This is a genomic window from Microbacterium sp., from assembly GCF_041909575.1.
Taxonomy (GTDB): Bacteria; Actinomycetota; Actinomycetes; order Actinomycetales; family Microbacteriaceae; genus Microbacterium.
On the sequence record NZ_JAYRDE010000030.1, the window covers coordinates 1 to 17,400 of the forward strand.

Genomic DNA, 17,400 nt, shown 5'->3' on the forward strand with positions numbered 1-17,400 from the left:
CGTGTGTCCACTCTGCGGGGAAGTTCGGGGTCACTCCCGACGAATCCGGGTGTGAAGTTTCACGGTATTTCTGCTTTCGTGACAGAATCGCCTCATGACGACGTCGTTCACCCGCGATCCGCTCGCTGATGTCCCCGACGATGAGGACGTGGACTCCCTCACCATCGGCCGCCGCATCCGGCAGCTGCGCACCGAACGCGGCATGACGCTCGAAGAGCTCGCCGCCGCCGTCGACCGCGCCCCCAGCCAGCTCTCGATGATCGAGAACGGCCGACGCGAGCCGAAGCTCACCCTCCTCCAGGCCATCGCGCGCGCCCTCGGATCGTCCCTCGACGCGATCCTCGAGTCGGAGCCGCTCGACGAGCGGGCCACTCTCGAGATCGCTCTCGAGCGCGCGATGCGCGGGCAGACCTTCCAGGCCCTCGGCATCCCTTCCTTCCGCATCGGCAAGACCGTGCCGAGCGAGGCGCTCCGGGCGATGCTCTCGCTGCAGTCCGAGATCGAGCGGCTGCGCGACGAGCGCGCGGCGACGCCCGAGGAGGCCCGGCGCGCGAACGTGGCGCTGCGGCGCCTGATGCGCACGCAGAACAACTACTTCGCCGACCTCGAGGAGCACGCGAACGCGATCCTCGACGCCGTCGACCACCCGGGCGGTCCGCTCACGCAGCGGACGGCATCCGACATCGCCGCCCATCTGGGGTTCACCCTGCACTACGTGCCCGACCTGCCGAACACCACCCGCAGCGTCGCCGACATCAAGAACGGGCGGCTCTATCTCTCGAGCCGGCTCACGGCCAAGGGCGACCCGCGCACCGCCGTGCTGCAGGCGCTGTCCAGCCGCATCCTCGGGCACCGCGAGCCGACGTCGTACGCCGAGTTCCTGCGCCAGCGGGTGGAGACGAACTACCTCACCGGTGCGCTTCTCATCCCCGAGGCCCACGTCGTCCCGTTCCTGCAGGAGGCGAAGAAGGACCGCGCGATCTCGATCGAGGATCTGCGCGACGCGTACTCGGTGTCCTACGAGACCGCGGCGCACCGCTTCACGAATCTCGCGACGGTGCACCTGGGCATCCCGGTGCACTTCCTCAAGGTGCACGAGTCGGGCACCATCACGAAGGCGTACGAGAACGACGACGTGAACTTCCCGACGGACCGCCTGGGCTCGATCGAGGGCCAGATGTGCTGCCGAAAGTGGACGTCCCGGGTCGTCTTCGACGTGGACGACCACTTCAATCCGTACTACCAGTACACCGACACCGGAAACGGCACGTACTGGTGCACGGCCCGCGTCGAGCAGTCCAGCGAGGGCGCCCATTCGGTGAGCGTGGGCGTGCGGTTCGACGACACGAAGTGGTTCCTCGGGCGCGACACCCCGAATCGCGGCGTGTCCAAGCACTCCGTCGAGGCCTGCTGCCGTCGCGCGCCGGCCGAGCTCGAGGCATCCTGGCGCGAGAACGCATGGCCCAACGTGCGCACGCCGCGCACACTGCTGGCGACCCTGCCCACCGGCGCGTTCCCCGGGGTGGACACCACTGACGTGTACGAGTTCCTCGAGGCACACGCCCCCCGCTGATCCGGCGCGCGCCTCGGCGACCCTCCTCGGTTTCGGCGGCATCCGCGCCCGGCGACCTCCTCGGTTTTGGGGCGGTTCTCGTCCGTTGGGGCGCACGATGCGCGCCCCAACGGACGGATCGCGCCCCGAACCCGGGCGGCGGCTGCGCCGCGTGAGAGAGCGGTGAGAGAGCGGATGCCGGGGTTCCGCCAATACCTGGCAGGTGTTAGGTTTTCCGGACCGACGGTTCCGCCCGACGGAGCCGCTTTCGACGAGGAGAGCGCGAATGAAGCGATGGCTGAGCACAGTGGCCGCGGCGGGGATCGTCGCCGCGGGACTCGGGATGTCCGCCCCGGCGGCGGCGGATCAGGGCAGACCCGGGTCCGACGACCTCGAGCGTTGGGCCGCCGACACCTGGGCGTCGCTGGACGCCATGACCGACGAGTCCGCGGGGCTCCCGTCCGACAACGTGACCGGCGACCTCGAGACGGTGGGGGCCTACACGTCCCCCACGAACATCGGCGGCTATCTGTGGTCGACGGTGACCGCCCGCGACCTGGGCATCATCGACGCCGCTGAGGCGCACGAGCGGATGGCGACCACCCTCGACACCCTCGAAGTGCTCGAGCGCAACGACGCGAGCGGCATGTACTACAACTGGTACGACCCCTCGACCGGGGTGAAGCTCACGACCTGGCCGGACTCGGGCGACCCGGTGCACCCGTTCCTCAGCACGGTCGACAACGGGTGGCTGGCGGCATCCCTCCGCATCGTCCGTGAGGCGGAGCCCGCGCTCGCCGACCAGGCCGACGCGCTCTACGAATCGATGGACTTCTCGGCCTTCTTCAACCCCGAGGGCGCGCCCGGACTTCCGGCCGGCACCAACCGCGGCGGGTTCTGGGAGGTCGCACCTCCCGGCTGCAGCGTCGAGGCGCCGATGTACAACGGCTCGGGGGAGACCGCGTTCTACACGTGCCACCACTACGACACGACCGTGAGCGAGAGCCGGATCGCGACCTACCTCGGCATCGCGAACGGCGAGATCCCGGCGACCGCCCTGTACGGCACCCACCGCACGATGCCCCCGGGCTGCGACTGGGCGTGGCAGGAGCAGCTGCCGACGGGTGCGTACCGCACGTATGACGGGTTCGAGGTGTGGGAGGGTGCCTACACCTACGCCGGCATGTCGTTCGTGCCCAGCTGGGGAGGCAGCATGTTCGAGGCGCTCATGCCCGACTTGCTCGTGCCCGAGACCAAGTGGGGCCCGCGCTCGTGGCGCGTCAACCACCCGATCACGGTCGCCGTCCAGAAGCACCACGGCCTGGAGGAGGCCGGCTACGGAGCCTGGGGCTTCTCCCCGGCGAGCAACCCCTTCGGCGGCTATGCCGAGTACGGGGTCGACCTCGCCGGAATGAGGTCGGACGGCTACACCTCGGACGTCGAGAAGACCGACGTCGACATCGACCGCCCCGGCTGCACCGAGGGAACGAACCCCGACCCCGAGTTCGGGGACGGCGTGGTGACGCCGCATGCGAGCTTCCTCGCGCTGCCCTACGACCGAGAGGGCGTGCTGGCCAACCTGCGACACCTCGAGGACGACCTCGGCGCCTACGGCCCCGGCGGCTTCTACGACGCGATCGCGGTCGGGAGCGGCACCGTCGCAGAGCGCTATCTGTCGCTGGATCAGTCGATGATCATGGCCGCGATCGGCAACGAGCTGACCGGCGATACGCTGAAGCGATACTTCGTCGACAAGGAGATGGAGAAGCGCCTGCGCCCGGCGATGTCGGCGCAGGTCTTCAGCTCCGAGTGGAGAGCGCACGAGTGACCGCACAGCCGGCAGGCAGCGAGGCCGGGGCGTCCGAATCGGATGCCCCGGCCCGCGCCGTGCGCGCCCCCCGGGGCAGCTACCCCAAAGGACAGGCCCGCCGGCAGCAGATCGTCGACGAGGCGCTCGTCGTCTTCGCGCGGAGCGGCTTCCACAGCGGCTCGCTGCGCGAGATCGCGAAGCGGGTCGGGCTCACGCCCACGGGGCTCATGCACCACTTCGCCAACAAGGAGGAGCTCTTCACCGAGGTCCTCCGCCAGCGCGACGAGAAGATCCGGGCGGCCGCCGGGGATCCGGCCGAGCACACGCTCATCCAGCAGGCGACCAAAGTGGTCGCGTACAACCAGGAATCACGCGGCCTCACGTCGCTGTACGCCACGGTGTCCGCCGAGGCCACCGACGAGGAGCATCCCGCGCACGAGGAGTTCTCGCGTCGCTACCGCGAGACCGCCGCGGGTGCGACGCCGCTCCTGCGCGCGGCCCAGGAGGACGGCGAGGTGCGCTCCGACATCGACCCCGCGCTGGCCGCGCGCCTCATCAGTGCGGTCATGGACGGCATCCAGCAGCAGTGGCTCCTGGACGACACGGTCGACATGAACGCCCTCTTCGCCGAGTTCGTCCGCGGCTATCTGCTCCCGCGCGACTGAGCTCTTCCTCGATTCGCGCCCGCGCCCGCGCCCCGCGCGGCGGGCGCGGCGCGGCAGCTCAGCGCAGCGCGTTCGCGCGCGCGACCTCGCCGAGCCAGCCGAGGCTGGGCTTGGGCGTGCGCTCGAACGTCTCGCGGTCCCAGGCGATGAGGCCGAAGGTGGGCCGGAAGCTGCCCCACTCGTAGTTGTCGAGCAGGCTCCAGTGCAGGTAGCCGCGCACGTCGACGCCGTCCGCGATGCAGGAGTGGACGGCCTCCAGCGCGCCGCGGGTGTAGTCGATGCGACGGGCGTCGTCGGCGGTGGCCATGCCGTTCTCGGTCACATACACCGGCACGCCCGCTCGAGCCCACGCGTTGCGGATGCCGTCGCCCACCGCCGGGGGGAAGTACTCCCAGCCGGTCAGGGTGCGCTCGGCCTCTTCCGGGATCGGCAGTGGGCCCCCGGGGCCGATCTTCGTGCGCGTGTAGGCCTGCACGCCGACCCAGTCGTCGCCGCGCGCGGCGTCGAGGAACACGTCCTCCCGCGAGGCGCCGTACTCCGCCGCGACCTGCTCCGACCCCGCGAGGGGCTGGTACGCCTGCGTCGCGACCGACCAGCCGGCGAGGCATCCGTCCCCGCGCACGATGTCGACGGCGCGCTTGTGGGCGGCCACCAGGCGATCGGTCACCGCCGGCACACCCGGGGGCAGGCCGATCGACGGGAAGCCGACCTCGGGATCGGCGAGCACCGACACCATGTTGGGCTCGTTGATCGTGCAGACGAGGTCGACCCCCTCGAGCACCGGCAGCGCCGCCTCGACGTAGCGGGCGAAGCGGTCGGGAGCGGCATCCGAGTGCCACCCGCCCTCGCGGGCGAACCAGATCGGGTTCGTGAAGTGGTGGAGCGTGATCATGGGCTGCAGGCCGAGACCGATCGCCGTGTCGACCATGCGGCGGTAGTGGTCGATCGCGGCGTGCGAGACCCAGCCGTCCTCGGGCTCGATGCGCGCCCACTCGATGCTGAAGCGGTAGGTGTCCAGGCCCGCCTCGGCGAGGAGCGCCATGTCCTCGCCGTAGCGGTGGTAGCTGTCGGCCGCATCGCCCGAGGGCGTCTCGACGACCGCGCCGGGGACGCGGCCCCACTCGCGCTCCCACCAGTCCGAGTTGACGTTGCCGCCCTCGATCTGGTGCGCCGCCGTCGACGCACCCCACAGAAAGCCTTCGGGGAACTCCATCGTGCGATGGTCCTTTCGTCTGGAGAGCGGATGCCTCGCCCCGGCGTGGTGCGCGGGGCCGAGGCATCCGCTCCGGTCACTTGATTCCGGTGAGCGCGATGCCCTGCACGAAGTAGCGCTGCAGGAACACGAACACGAGCAGCACCGGCACCACCACGACGACGGCACCCGCCATCATCAGGCCGTACTTCGCGGCGTTCTGGCTGACCGAGTAAAGCGCCAGCGCGACGGGGAGCGTGTACATGTCCTCCGTCGTCGCGACCACGAGCGGCCAGAGGAAGTTGTTCCAGCTGGCCAGGAACGTGAGGATCGTCAGCGTCGCGACGGCCGGTCCGCACATCGGCATGATGACGCGCAGGAAGATGCGCCACTCGCCGGCGCCGTCGATGCGCGCGGCCTCGATGAGCTCGTCGGGGAGGCTCAGCATGAACTGGCGCATCAGGAACACGCCCAGCGGTGAGATGAGGAACGGCAGGATCAGCCCCGGGTAGGAGTTGACGAGGCCAAGGTTCGCCGTGAGGACGAACAGCGGAACGAACGTCACCACGCCGGGCACCATGAGCGTCCCGAGCACGAGCCCGAACAGGAGCTTCTTGCCGCGGAACTGCAGCTTGGCCAGCGCATAGCCGATCATCGAGCAGAACACGATGTTGCCGAGGGTCACGAACAGGGCCACCACGAAGCTGTTGATGAAGAACGTGGTGAAGTCCAGGCGCCCGAACAGGGTCTCGTAGTTCTCGGTGGTGGGGTTCTGCGGCAGGAAGCCGGTCGGGTTCTGGCGGATCTCGGCATCCGACTTGAGCGAGCCGAGGATCATCCAGACGAACGGCATGATCATCGCGATCAGGCCGAGCGCGAGCACGATGTGCAGCCACCAGCGGGGGCGCTCGCCACGACGGCGGCGCCCGGCGGGGTGCGATTCCGGCGCGACGACGTCGGTGTCGGTCACCGGCGTCGAGGCGAGGACCGGGCCGATCCGCTCCGCCTCGGCGGCGGATGCCTCGGGGCGGGGGTCGCCGGCGGCGCGGGGAGGAGTGGTCGTCATGTCAGTCCTTCCTTCCGACGAGGCGGAACTGGATCAGCGACAGCACGACGATCGCGAGGAACAGCACATAGCTGGCCGCGGAGGCGTAGGCGTAGTTGCCGAACCCGAACTGGTCGTAGGTGTACATCGCGGTCGAGAGCGTCGCGTCGAGCGGGCCGCCCTGCGTCATGACGTACGGCTCCTCGAAGAACTGGAGGAACCCGATGCCGGTGATCACGGTCGCGAAGAGGATCGCCGGGCGCATCGCCGGGATCGTGATGTTCCAGAACCGCTGCCAGGCGTTGGCGCCGTCCACCATGGCCGCCTCGTGGTGCTCGCGCGGCACGCCCTGGAGCGCGGCGAGGAAGATCACCATGAGCGTCCCGATGTTGCGCCAGACGGCCATCATGATCAGCGACGGGAGCGCCCACGTGGTCGACTGCAGCCAGTCGGGCCCCTGGATGCCGAACACGGCCAGGAAGCCGTTGAGCAGGCCGTCCGGCTGCAGGATGAACCGCCAGACGATCGCGATCGCGACGATGCTCGTCACCACGGGCGCGTAGTAGCCGACGCGGTAGACGGTGCGGAATCGGCGAATGCCCTTGTCGAGGGCCAGCGCCACCGCGAGAGCGAGCGCGATGGTCAGCGGAACGGCGACCACCACGAAGGTGAAGGTGTTCAGGAGCGATCGCAGGAAGCGCGGGTCCTGGAACAGGCGGATGTAGTTCTCGAAGCCGACGATGTTCACCTGGAACGGCGTCTGCAGGTCGCGCGTGGTCATGTCGGTGAAGCTCATGAGGAACGACCCGATGATGGGGCCTGCCATGAACACCAGGAACAGGATCACGAACGGCGCGGCGAACAGCCACGCGGTGCGCGTCATGCGGCGTTCCCGCCGCGACGCCCGCACGCGAGGTGCGGGGCGCCGCGGCGGGGCCGCGGGAGCAAGGGAGGTCATCGGATGCCGCTTACTGGCCGGTCCCGATCGACGTCGCCTGCTGCTGGATCGTCGCGATGGCGTCCGCCGGCGTCGTCTCGCCGCGCGTGGCCTTCTCGAGCTCCTGGTCGATCACGGCCGACACCTGCGCCCACGTGGGAATCGCCGGCGGAGCCTTCGAGTCCTGCAGCTGCTCGCCGAACACGCTCAGGTAGGGGTCCTCGGCGAAGGTCGGGTCGTCCCAGGCGGCCTGCACGCTCGGCAGATCGGTGGAGATGTCGTACCACTGGATCTGCGTTTCGGGCTGGCTCAGCCAGCGGACGAACTTCCATGAGGCGTCGCGGTTCTCGGTGTCCTCGAACACGGCGAGGTTGCCACCGCCCGTGAAGCTCGTGCGGCTGTCGGCGCCGGGCACCATGGCCACGCCGAACTTGTCGGCGAAGTCCTCACCACCCTGCTCGCGCAGCAGGCCGACGTGGAACGGGCCGCTGTAGAACGCGCCGACCTCGCCGTTGATGAAGGCGGCCTCGATCTCGCCGCCCTCGAGGCGACGCGGTTCGGCGATGCCGTCCTCGAAGAAGCTCGTGTAGAACGAGAACGCCTCCTCCCACTCCGGGGTGTCGAAGGTGAACTCGGTGCCGTCCTCGTTGAGGATGTCGCCGCCCTGCTGCCAGGCGAGCGGGGCCACGTACTGCCACGAGTCGAACCCGCCCGGGGGAAGTGAGACGCCCCATTCGGCGCCGGCCTCCTGCAGGCCCTGCGTGAAGGCGGTGTACTCGTCCCACGTCGTCGGGGGCTCGAGGCCCACCTTCTCGGCGAGGTCGGTGCGGTAGTAGAGCACGCGGGTGTCGACGTACCACGGCACGCCGTAGGCGACCTCGTCGACGACGGCGGTCTCCCACGAGCCCTCGAAGAACGACGACTCGTCGACCAGTCCCTCGGGCGTCGGCTCGAACGCCCCGGTCGCGGCGAACTCGCCGACCCAGGTCGTTCCGAGCATGGAGATGTCGGGAGTCTCGCCGCCTGCGATGGCGGTCGCGATGCGGTCGTGCGCGCTCTCCCACGGCACGGCGGTCACCTCGATCTGGACGTCGGGGTTCTCCTCCTCGAACTGCGCGGCGAGCTCGTCGAGGACTTCGCCCTCGTTGCCCATCGCCCATACCTCGACGGTGCCGGTCGCGGGGGAGTCGTCGATCGCCTCGCCGCCGCCGCCTTCGCCGCCGCCCGTCGGCGCGTCGCTGCGGCCGCAGCCGGAGAGGAGCAGCGCCCCCACCAGCGTCACCGCACCGGCTGCCGCCAGTCGCGAGGTCCTGCGTGTGATTGTCCTGGTCATCGGTCTGACGCCTCCATCGGTCGTCGCCGCTCCTCGGCGGCTCTGCCTCGGCTGTGTTCCCGGCGCACATCGCGCCGCGAGGTCGACTGTACGCCAAAAACCTGACACATGAAAGGTATTGGCGATGAGAATGACCTCATCGACGGCAGGATGCCGCGTCCTCGCCCCTCCGCGGGAGCCTCTGGCGCAGCATCCGTCCCCGTGCTACCCCCGCCGCGGCCACCCCCGCCACGGTCTGTTTGTGCGGGCGAATGCGCGTCCGGGCAGGCCTCCAGGCATGCACACGCCCGCACGAACGGAACGGCCCGCGGCGGGCGGAGGGGGGAGGGGCGGGGGCGCCGGGAAGGGGGTCAGTGGCGACCGGCGACGAAGTCGGCCACGTGCGCGGGCCAGGCGGTGCCGGTGCCGGATCCGGATGCCTCGAACCGGTCGGCCGTGCGGTACGCGGCGTAGATCGCGTTCACGGCGAGCCATCGCAGCGGCTCGGGCTCCCACTTCTTCGCCCGGTGACCCACCCACGGCAGGCGCACCAGGTGGGTGTCGCGGGCGAGCACCAGATCGGCGAGCGTGCGGCCGGCGAGGTTCGTCGCCGTCACGCCCGTGCCGACGTAGCCGCCGGCCCAGCCGAGGCCGGTGTCGCGGTCGTGCCCGACCGAGGCGGCCCAGTCGCGAGGGACGCCGAGCACCCCGGCCCAGGCGTGCGCGATCGGCACCTCCGCGGCATCCGGGAAGAACTCGCGCAGCACTTGCGTGAGCGAGGCGATCGTGCGCTGCTGGGTCGTGCCGTCCTCGTCCACGTGCGAGGCGTAGCGGTACGGCACGCCCCGCCCGCCGAACGCGATGCGGTCGTCGGCGGTGCGCTGGGCGTACATGTACACGTGTGCGAAGTCGCCGAGGGTTTCCCGGCCCTCCCAGCCGATCGCGCTCCACGCCGACGCCGGCAGGGGCTCGGTGACGATCATCGAGGAGTTCATCGGCAGCCACGTGCGGTGCTCGCCGCGCAGGTCCGCCGTGAATCCTTCCGTCGCGCGCAGGACGTGCGTCGCGGTGACGACGCCGCGATCGGTGACCGCGCGGCCGGGCGCGATCTCGCGCACGTGCGTCTGCTCGTAGATCCGCACGCCCAGGCGCTCGACGGCTGCGGCCAGCCCCGCGGCGAGCTTCGCGGGATGCACGCGGGCGCAGTGCGGATGCCACACCCCGCCGAGCGCGTCGTGCACGGCGATCCGTGCGGCGGTGGACGCGGCATCCAGCTCCTCCACGTCGGTGTGCGGCCACTCCTGCTCCGCCTTCACCGCGGAGCGCAGCCGCGCGAGCTGGGACGGCGTGCGGGCCACGCCGAACTCGCCGCCCTTGACGATGTCGGCGTCGATCCCCTCCCGTGCCGCGACGGCGATGACCTCGTCGACCGTGTCGTTGAGCGCCCGCTGCTGGGCGATCGCGGCGTCGCGCCCGTGGGATGCCGCGTACCGCTCGCGCCCGCCGGTGACGGTGTTGGTCAGCCAGCCGCCGTTCCGGCCGGAGGCGCCGAATCCGGCGAAGCGCTGCTCGAGCACGACGACCCGCAGGTCGGGCTGGAGTGTCTTGAGGTAGTACGCCGCCCACAGCCCGGTGTAGCCGCCGCCGACGATCGCGACGTCGACGTCGATCGAGCCGGGGAGAGGGGCGCGGGGCGCCGGCGGCCCGCCGAGCTGCCGCCACCACCACGAGACGTCTCCGTTGGGCACGCCGGTCTCGGTCATGGCCCTATCCTCGCGCGACGCGCGCCGCCGCGGATCGGCCGATCCGTCCCGATCTTCCGGCCCCGCGCGACAGGGGGTCGGGGGTGTCGAACTGCCGAGACCCGGGATTCCGGTCGAAGCCGGGGGCGTCGCCCGGTGTCTCGGCGGGGATCCGGGGTTTCGCCGCCAGACGTGCGAGCCGGCGCCGCTCAGGCGTCCAGCGCGCGCAGCGCGGCCCACAGCTCGGCCCGCGTCGCGAACGACGACAGGTCCGAGCCGAGCACGCGCTCGATGAGCGCGAGCCGGGTGCGCACGGTGTGCCGGTGGACGCCGAGGGCGCGAGCGGATGCCTCGTGCGAGCAGTCGTTGTCGAGCCAGGCCTGCAGCGTCTGCACGAGCTGAGTGCCCTCGGCGGCGTCGTGGTCGGTCAGGGGTGCGAGCTCGGCGCGGGCGAGCGACCGCGCCTCGCCGGACAGCGCCGACAGCACGCCCGAGCGCGCGACGGCGCCGAACGGCGTGACGCCGGCGCCGCCGCGATCGCGCGCGACACGCGCCTGCGCCGCGGCGGCGGCGAAGCCGTCGTATCCGGCGGGATCGGACACGCCGATCCGCACGCCGAAGCGCTCCGCCACCTCCTCGACGGCACCGCGCTCCCCGGCCGGCACGACGAGGACGAGCCCGTCGTCGCCGCGCCCGAAGAACAGCGAGCCCCGCTTCTCGTCCACCCGGAGCTCGAGCAGCTCGGCGATCGCGTCGACGCGGGATGCCGCGGCATCCGTCACCGCCACCTCGATCGGCGCGACCGGCAGCGGCCCCCACAGCTCTCGCGCGATGCGGCGGGCAAGCGCGGGGTCGTCGGCGAGGAGAGTCTGGACCAGGCCGGCGCGCAGCGCGCCGCGGGCGCGGCTGAGGCCCTGCTGCTGCTCGAGGGCGAGCCCCGCCATCGCGATGACGGCCGTGACGACGCCGCGGCCCTCCTGGTCGAGGTCGCCCGCGGCGATCGCGATCACGCCGCGGAGATGCCCGCCCCGGCCGAGCGTCTGCAGGCTGAACGGCGTCGTGCCGATGCGCAGCGACGAGCCCGCCCGGGCGCCGCGATTGAGCACCCCGGCGACCTCGTGGTGCAGGTCCTCGGCGGTCGCCGGGTCGAGTCCGTCCGCCGGATGCTCCCGTACGAGCTCGCCCGCCGCGTCGAACATCCCCACCCAGGTGTCCAGCTGCTTCGCGAGCTCGGCGACGGTCGCGCCGAGTCCGTCAGGGCGCAGCGCGGCGAGCGCGATCGCGCGCTGAGCCGCCAGTGCCCAGCTGCGTCGTGCGTACGCCTGCGCGGCGATCGCCTCGGCGTTGGCGCGCGCGACCGCGATGAAGGGCGTGCGGTACGGCACCTCGAACAGCGGCATCCGCTCATCGCGGCAGGCGTCGACGAGGGCGGGCGGGATGCCGTCGCGCACGACTTCGGTCCCGAATCCCAGCCCCACCACGCCGCGCGCGGCGAGGCGCTGCACGTACGAGCGGTAGGCCCCGGGCTCGTCGGCCGCGTCCTGGAACTGCGTGCCCGTGGTCAGCAGCACGAGCCCTTCGGACAGGAACGGCGTGGGGTCGACGAGGTCCGAGCTGTGCACCCATCGCACGGCGCGGTCCAGCGTGGCCGGCTCGAGGTGGTCCTCGTCCGACAGCACGAGCCGCAGATCGCCGCGGGTGAGCAGCGCGCGAAGAGTGGGGGTGTCGGCGACGGCGGGCATGATCCTCCGTGATGTACGACCTGTACAGCAGGCTAAGGAGAATGTACAGCGAGGAAGGTGCGGCGGGCTCCGCGGCCGTCCTACGCTCGCCCCCATGAGCGCTGTCGACATCCTCACCGAAACGCCCCTCGGCGGTCCGTCCCTGCCGCAGGAACGACGCCTCGCGACCAGCATCCCCGGTCCGCGGTCGCAGGAGCTCATCGACCGCAAGTCCGCAGCCGTCGCCGCCGGAGTGGGCCACACCGCCCCCGTGCACGCGGTCGCGGCGGGCGGCGGGGTGATCGTCGACGCCGACGGCAACTCGCTGATCGACCTGGGCTCGGGCATCGCCGTGACCACGATCGGCAACGCCCACCCCAAGGTGGTCGAGGCGGTGCAGGCGCAGGTCGCGCAGTTCACCCACACGTGCTTCATGATCGCGCCGTACGAGTCGTACGTGTCGGTGGCCGAGGCGCTGAACCGCGTCACGCCGGGCGACCACGAGAAGAAGAGCGCGCTGTTCAACTCCGGCGCCGAAGCCGTCGAGAACGCCGTGAAGATCGCCCGCAAGCACACCGGCCGGCAGGCCGTCGTCGCCTTCGACCACGGGTACCACGGCCGCACGAATCTCACGATGGCCCTCACCGCGAAGTCGATGCCCTACAAGAGCGGCTTCGGCCCGTTCGCGTCCGAGGTGTACCGCGCGCCGCTGTCGTACCCGTTCCGCGACGGACTGAGCGGAGCGGATGCCGCCAAGAAGGCCATCTCGGTCATCGAGAAGCAGGTCGGCGCCGACAACCTCGCGGCGGTCATCATCGAGCCGATCCAGGGCGAGGGCGGCTTCATCGTCCCCGCGGACGGCTTCCTGCCCGCGCTCGTCGACTGGTGCCGTGCCAACGGGGTGGTCTTCATCGCCGACGAGATCCAGACCGGCTTCGCTCGCACGGGTGAGATGTTCGCGAGCGACGTGTTCGGCATCGTGCCGGACCTGATCACGACCGCCAAGGGCATCGCAGGGGGCTTGCCCCTGGCGGCCGTGACCGGCCGGGCGGAGATCATGGACGCCTCCCACGCGGGCGGACTGGGCGGCACCTACGGCGGCAATCCCATCGCCTGCGCCGCCGCGCTCGCCGCGATCGACGTCTTCGAGAACGACGGCATGATCGAGCGCGCGCGCGGGATCGGGGCGGTCCTGACCGACCGCCTGCGCGCACTGCAGGCCGCCGACCCCCGCATCGGCGACGTGCGCGGCCATGGAGCGATGATCGCGGCCGAGTTCGTCGACCCCGAGACGGGGGAGCCGGATGCCGCGCTCACCGCCGCGGTCGCCAAGGCGTGCATCGCGCAGGGCGTGATCGTGCTCACCTGCGGCACCTACGGGAACGTCATCCGTTTCCTCCCACCGCTCTCCATCGGCGACGACCTGCTCCACGAGGGCCTGGACGTCGTCGCGGCCGCGCTCGCGGCATCCTGACCCGCAGACATGTCCCGATTCCTTCGGGGCATGTCCCGACAAATGTCGCCCGGGCGCACGCCGAGCGACGAGAAGTGGGACACGGCCGAGGCGGCCGGTCCCGAAGCGGCCCACGCTGCGGCAGGCCGCACTGACGAAGGAGTCCCATGCAACAGCTCACCCGCGACGTCGTGATCGTCGGGGCCGGCGCCGCCGGCCTGACCGCGGCGAACGAACTGCGCAAGGCCGGGCTCTCCGTCGTCGTGCTCGAGGCCCGCGACCGCGTGGGCGGGCGTCTGTGGACGGATGTCGTCGACGGCGCGATGCTCGAGATCGGCGGCCAGTGGGTCTCGCCCGACCAGGAGGCGCTCAAGGAGACGATCGCCGAGCTCGGGCTCGAGACCTACAGCCGCTACCGCGAGGGCGAGTCGGTGTACATCGGGCGCGACGGCGCCCTGCGCCGCTTCACGGGGGAGATCTTCCCGGTCGCGCCCGAGACCGAGAAGGAGATCGTCCGCCTGATCGACAAGCTCGACGGCATGGTGGCTCAGATCGACCCCGACAAGCCGTGGGAGCATCCGGATGCCGAGGCGCTCGACCGCATCTCGTTCGAGGCATGGCTCGAGGAGCAGACGCCCGACCAGGAGGCGCGTGACAACATCGCGCTCTTCATCGCCGGCGCCATGCTCACCAAGCCCGCCTACGCCTTCTCGGCGCTGCAGGCGCTGCTGATGGCGGCGAGCGCCGGCAGCTTCAGCCACCTCGTCGACGCGGACTACATCCTCGATGAGCGCGTGGTCGGCGGGCTCCAGCAGGTCCCGCTGCTGCTCGCGGAGCGCCTGGGCGAGGACGTCCTGCTCGGACAGCCGGTGAACGAGGTGCACTGGCAGGACGACGGCGTGCGCGTGATCACCGACGCGGACCTCGAGGTGCGCGCTCGCTTCGTCATCCTGGCGCACGCGCCGATCCTCTATCCGTGGATCGAGTTCCAGCCAGCGCTGCCGCGGCTCAAGCAGCAGATGCACCAGCACATCTCGATGGGCTTCGTGATCAAGGTGCACGCCGTGTACGACCGTCCCTTCTGGCGCGAGCAGGGCCTGTCGGGAACGGCCTTCAGCCCCTACGAGCTCTCGCACGAGGCGTACGACAACACCAACCACGGCGACGAGCGGGGCACCCTCGTCGGATTCGTCTCGGACCGCAACGCCGACGACCTCTTCCGCGTCTCGGCCGAGGAGCGCAAGGCGCGCATCCTTGAGTCCCTCTCGCACTACTACGGTCCCGAGGCCCTGAGCCCCCTCGTCTACTTCGAAAGCGACTGGGGCGCCGAGGAGTGGACCCGCGGCGCCTACGCGGCCAGCTTCGACCTCGGCGGTCTCGCCCGGTACGGCGCCGATCTGCGCACGCCGGTGGGTCCGATCCACTTCGCGTGCAGCGACATGGCGGGCGCCGGCTACCAGCACGTCGACGGCGCGATCCGCATGGGCCGCCTCGTCGCCGAGAGCATCGTCGGCGGAGCCCGGGCATGAGCGCCCGCATCGTCGTGGGCTACACGGCCACCGACGCCGGGTCCGACGCCGTCGCACTCGGGTCGCGGCTGGCCGTGGCATCCGGTTCCGCGCTCGACCTCGTGGTCGTGCTCCCCGGCGAGGAGCGCAGCGTCATCACGCCGCCCGACGCCGCCTACGACCGCTACCTGCGCGAGCGGGCGGAGGCCTGGCTGACGGATGCCGCCGCCGGCGTGCCTCAGGGGGTCGAGGTGTCCACGCACGTGCTGTTCGCCGAGTCCTTCGCCGCCGGCCTGATCGAGGCCGCCCACGACGTCGGCGCCACGCACATCGTGGTGGGAGCTGCCAACGGCGGACTCCGCGGGCGCCATCGCCTCGGCACCGTGGCGAGCGAGCTCCTTCACTCCTCGGACGTCCCGGTCGTGCTCGCGCCCGAGGGGGCGCGCCGGATCGATCCGCTGAGCGGGATCTCGCGGATCACGGCGGCGATCGGCCTGCGGCCGGGGGCCGACGTCCTGCTCGAGGAGAGCATCGCGCTCGCCGAGGCCACCGGGGCCGAGCTGCGCCTGGTGTCGCTCGTCGCGGTGGACCTTCCCGCGGGGATCGCCTCGAACGAGTCCGCCGCGATGCACGCCGACGAGGTCTTCGTCCATGCGCGCGCGGCCCTGCCGAAGAAGGTCGACGCCGAGGCCGTGGTCGGGCTCGGCGACAGCATCGAGGCCGCGGTGTCGCGCCTCAGCTGGGAGCCCGGCGAGGTCGCCGTGGTCGGGTCGAGTCGCCTCGCCCGCCCCCGGCGCCTGTTCCTGGGGTCGACGGCGGCGAAGATGCTGCACGAGCTCCCCGTACCGATGATCGTCGTGCCGCGCACGCGCAAGAAGAAGGGGGCGGGAGCATGAGCGATCAGCGTCGTGACGCCGAAGTCACAACCGGAGACCCCATCACCGGCGGCCTGTCGAAGAAGGGCCTGAGCGCCGGCACGATCGGCCTGCTCGGCGCGGTCGTCATCGGCATCTCCTGCATCGCCCCCGCCTACACGTTCACGGCGGCGATCGGTCCGACCGCGTCGGTGGTGGGCGCGCAGATCCCTGCGATCATCCTCATCGGATTCATTCCGATGCTGCTCGTCGCCTTCGGCTACCGCGAGCTCAACAACCGCATGCCCGATGCCGGCACGTCGTTCACGTGGGCGACCCGCGCCTTCGGGCCGTGGGTCGGCTGGATGGCGGGATGGGGGCTCGTCGTCGCGACGATCCTCGTGCTGTCGAACCTCGCCGGCGTGGCCGTGGACTTCCTCTTCCTGCTGATCGCGCAGATCACGGGGAACGCCGCGATCGCCGACCTCGCCGCCGTCACCTGGATCAACATCGCGGTCTGCCTCCTCTTCATGCTGGGCGCGACGTACATCTCGTACCGCGACATGCAGACCACGCAGAAGCTGCAGTACGTGCTGGTGACGTTCCAGGTCGCCGTGCTGCTGTTCTTCGCCGTCGCGGCGATCGTGCAGGCGCTCAACGGGCAGGCGTTCGACTTCATGCCGTTCGACTGGTCGTGGTTCAACCCGTTCGCGGTCACCTCGTTCGGCGCGGTCGCGGCCGGGCTCTCGCTGTCGATCTTCATCTTCTGGGGATGGGACGTCACCCTCACCATGAACGAGGAGACGAAGGACCCGGAGCGCACGCCCGGACGCGCGGCCACCCTCACGGTCGTGACGATCGTGTCGCTCTATCTCCTCCTCGCCGTCGCGATGATCATGTTCGCCGGCGTCGGCACGGGGGAGCTTGGCCTGGGCAACGAGGACATCCAGTCCAACGTGTTCTTCTTCCTGTCCGGGCCGATCCTCGGTCCGCTCGCGTTCCTCGTCTCGCTGGCCGTTCTCACGAGCTCGGCGTCGTCGCTGCAGTCGACGTTCGTCGGCCCGGCGCGCACGCTCCTGTCGATGGGGCACTACGGGGCGCTGCCGCCGGCGTTCGCGAAGGTGAGCCCTCGGTTCTTCACCCCCGGGTACGCGACGATCGTCTCCGCGGTCGTCGCCTCCGCGTTCTATGCGGTGATGCGGGTCGTGAGCGAGGACACGCTGTGGGACACCATCCTCACGCTCGGCATGATGATCTGCTTCTACTACGGCATCACCGCGTTCGCGTGCGTCTGGTACTTCCGCAAGCAGTGGTTCGACTCGGTGCGCAACGTGTTCTTCACGTTCCTGTTCCCGCTGGTCGGCGGCGTCATCCTGGCCGTGCTCTTCTTCACCACGCTGCGTGACTCGATGGACCCCGCCTACGGCAGCGGCTCGCAGATCGGAGGCGTGGGGATCGTCTTCATCCTCGGCATCCTGATCATCGTCGTGGGCGTGGTCATCATGATCTGGCAGGCGATCAAGCGTCCGGCATTCTTCCGCGGTGAGACACTCGGTCTGGATGCCCCGCCAAGCCTTCGACGTTCCCGCCGCTGAGCGGCAGACTGTGA

General features: G+C 70.7%; 13 protein-coding genes. 7 read left to right on the plus strand and 6 right to left on the minus strand.

From position 1 onward, the window contains the following. Nucleotides 1–94 precede the first annotated feature (94 nt). The 3 genes from ACE3O1_RS06315 to ACE3O1_RS06325 all read left to right on the plus strand — a co-directional run bounded on the left by ACE3O1_RS06315 (nt 95) and on the right by ACE3O1_RS06325 (nt 4,027). Nucleotides 95–1,573, plus strand: a complete 1,479-nt coding sequence (locus ACE3O1_RS06315; RefSeq protein ID WP_374313569.1) for a helix-turn-helix domain-containing protein — start codon at nt 95–97, stop codon at nt 1,571–1,573. A 265-nt stretch (nt 1,574–1,838) separates the two neighbouring features. Further along, nucleotides 1,839–3,380 carry a glucoamylase family protein gene (locus ACE3O1_RS06320; RefSeq protein WP_374313571.1) on the plus strand — a complete coding sequence of 514 codons (1,542 nt, stop codon included), beginning with the start codon at nt 1,839–1,841 and terminating at the stop codon, nt 3,378–3,380. Further along, a complete protein-coding gene (locus tag ACE3O1_RS06325) occupies nt 3,377–4,027 on the plus strand; it encodes a TetR/AcrR family transcriptional regulator (RefSeq protein WP_374313573.1) in 651 nt (216 codons plus the stop codon). Before ACE3O1_RS06320 ends, ACE3O1_RS06325 begins: the two co-directional genes overlap by 4 nt. 58 nt (nt 4,028–4,085) lie before the next feature. Here ACE3O1_RS06325 and ACE3O1_RS06330 read toward each other — a convergent pair whose 3' ends face one another. The 6 genes from ACE3O1_RS06330 to ACE3O1_RS06355 all read right to left on the minus strand — a co-directional run bounded on the left by ACE3O1_RS06330 (nt 4,086) and on the right by ACE3O1_RS06355 (nt 11,997). Next, nucleotides 4,086–5,240 carry a glycoside hydrolase family 1 protein gene (locus ACE3O1_RS06330; protein WP_374313575.1) on the minus strand — a complete coding sequence of 385 codons (1,155 nt, stop codon included), beginning with the start codon at nt 5,238–5,240 and terminating at the stop codon, nt 4,086–4,088. 76 nt (nt 5,241–5,316) lie between these two features. Next, the gene (locus ACE3O1_RS06335) at nt 5,317–6,285 is read right to left on the minus strand and encodes a carbohydrate ABC transporter permease (protein ID WP_374313577.1); all 969 of its coding nucleotides are present in this window, start codon (nt 6,283–6,285) and stop codon (nt 5,317–5,319) included. 1 nt (nt 6,286) lies between these two features. Next, nucleotides 6,287–7,222 carry a carbohydrate ABC transporter permease gene (locus ACE3O1_RS06340; RefSeq protein WP_374313579.1) on the minus strand — a complete coding sequence of 312 codons (936 nt, stop codon included), beginning with the start codon at nt 7,220–7,222 and terminating at the stop codon, nt 6,287–6,289. Between the two features lie 10 nt (nt 7,223–7,232). Further along, on the minus strand, nt 7,233–8,534 hold the full coding sequence (locus ACE3O1_RS06345; protein WP_374313581.1) for a sugar ABC transporter substrate-binding protein: 1,302 nt from the start codon (nt 8,532–8,534) through the stop codon (nt 7,233–7,235). A gap of 350 nt (nt 8,535–8,884) precedes the next feature. Continuing rightward, complete coding sequence (locus ACE3O1_RS06350; protein ID WP_374313583.1) at nt 8,885–10,276, minus strand: NAD(P)/FAD-dependent oxidoreductase; 1,392 nt, start codon at nt 10,274–10,276, stop codon at nt 8,885–8,887. A gap of 188 nt (nt 10,277–10,464) precedes the next feature. Further along, on the minus strand, nt 10,465–11,997 hold the full coding sequence (locus ACE3O1_RS06355; protein WP_374313586.1) for a PucR family transcriptional regulator: 1,533 nt from the start codon (nt 11,995–11,997) through the stop codon (nt 10,465–10,467). A gap of 94 nt (nt 11,998–12,091) precedes the next feature. On the opposite strand from ACE3O1_RS06355, the gene gabT reads away from it, so the two are divergent. From gabT to ACE3O1_RS06375, 4 genes are all read left to right on the plus strand, one after another. Next, complete coding sequence (gene gabT / locus ACE3O1_RS06360; RefSeq protein ID WP_374313588.1) at nt 12,092–13,450, plus strand: 4-aminobutyrate--2-oxoglutarate transaminase; 1,359 nt, start codon at nt 12,092–12,094, stop codon at nt 13,448–13,450. A gap of 146 nt (nt 13,451–13,596) precedes the next feature. After that, nucleotides 13,597–14,958, plus strand: a complete 1,362-nt coding sequence (locus tag ACE3O1_RS06365; protein WP_374313590.1) for a flavin monoamine oxidase family protein — start codon at nt 13,597–13,599, stop codon at nt 14,956–14,958. Continuing rightward, nucleotides 14,955–15,833: a universal stress protein gene (locus tag ACE3O1_RS06370; RefSeq protein ID WP_374313592.1), complete on the plus strand. Its 879-nt coding sequence runs from the start codon at nt 14,955–14,957 to the stop codon at nt 15,831–15,833. Before ACE3O1_RS06365 ends, ACE3O1_RS06370 begins: the two co-directional genes overlap by 4 nt. Continuing rightward, nucleotides 15,830–17,386: an APC family permease gene (locus ACE3O1_RS06375; protein WP_374313594.1), complete on the plus strand. Its 1,557-nt coding sequence runs from the start codon at nt 15,830–15,832 to the stop codon at nt 17,384–17,386. The genes ACE3O1_RS06370 and ACE3O1_RS06375 overlap by 4 nt, the downstream gene beginning before the upstream one ends. Nucleotides 17,387–17,400 lie beyond the last annotated feature (14 nt).

Excerpts from the sequence above, each read along its gene's own strand:
- gabT (WP_374313588.1), top strand. The coding sequence starts at position 12,092 with ATGAGCGCTGTCGACATCCTCACCGAAACGCCCCTCGGCGGTCCGTCC.
- ACE3O1_RS06335 (WP_374313577.1), bottom strand. The coding sequence starts at position 6,285 with ATGACGACCACTCCTCCCCGCGCCGCCGGCGACCCCCGCCCCGAGGCA.
- ACE3O1_RS06365 (WP_374313590.1), top strand. The coding sequence starts at position 13,597 with ATGCAACAGCTCACCCGCGACGTCGTGATCGTCGGGGCCGGCGCCGCC.
- ACE3O1_RS06320 (WP_374313571.1), top strand. The coding sequence starts at position 1,839 with ATGAAGCGATGGCTGAGCACAGTGGCCGCGGCGGGGATCGTCGCCGCG.
- ACE3O1_RS06355 (WP_374313586.1), bottom strand. The coding sequence starts at position 11,997 with ATGCCCGCCGTCGCCGACACCCCCACTCTTCGCGCGCTGCTCACCCGC.
- ACE3O1_RS06370 (WP_374313592.1), top strand. The coding sequence starts at position 14,955 with ATGAGCGCCCGCATCGTCGTGGGCTACACGGCCACCGACGCCGGGTCC.
- ACE3O1_RS06315 (WP_374313569.1), top strand. The coding sequence starts at position 95 with ATGACGACGTCGTTCACCCGCGATCCGCTCGCTGATGTCCCCGACGAT.
- ACE3O1_RS06345 (WP_374313581.1), bottom strand. The coding sequence starts at position 8,534 with ATGACCAGGACAATCACACGCAGGACCTCGCGACTGGCGGCAGCCGGT.
- ACE3O1_RS06375 (WP_374313594.1), top strand. The coding sequence starts at position 15,830 with ATGAGCGATCAGCGTCGTGACGCCGAAGTCACAACCGGAGACCCCATC.
- ACE3O1_RS06350 (WP_374313583.1), bottom strand. The coding sequence starts at position 10,276 with ATGACCGAGACCGGCGTGCCCAACGGAGACGTCTCGTGGTGGTGGCGG.
- ACE3O1_RS06330 (WP_374313575.1), bottom strand. The coding sequence starts at position 5,240 with ATGGAGTTCCCCGAAGGCTTTCTGTGGGGTGCGTCGACGGCGGCGCAC.
- ACE3O1_RS06340 (WP_374313579.1), bottom strand. The coding sequence starts at position 7,222 with ATGACCTCCCTTGCTCCCGCGGCCCCGCCGCGGCGCCCCGCACCTCGC.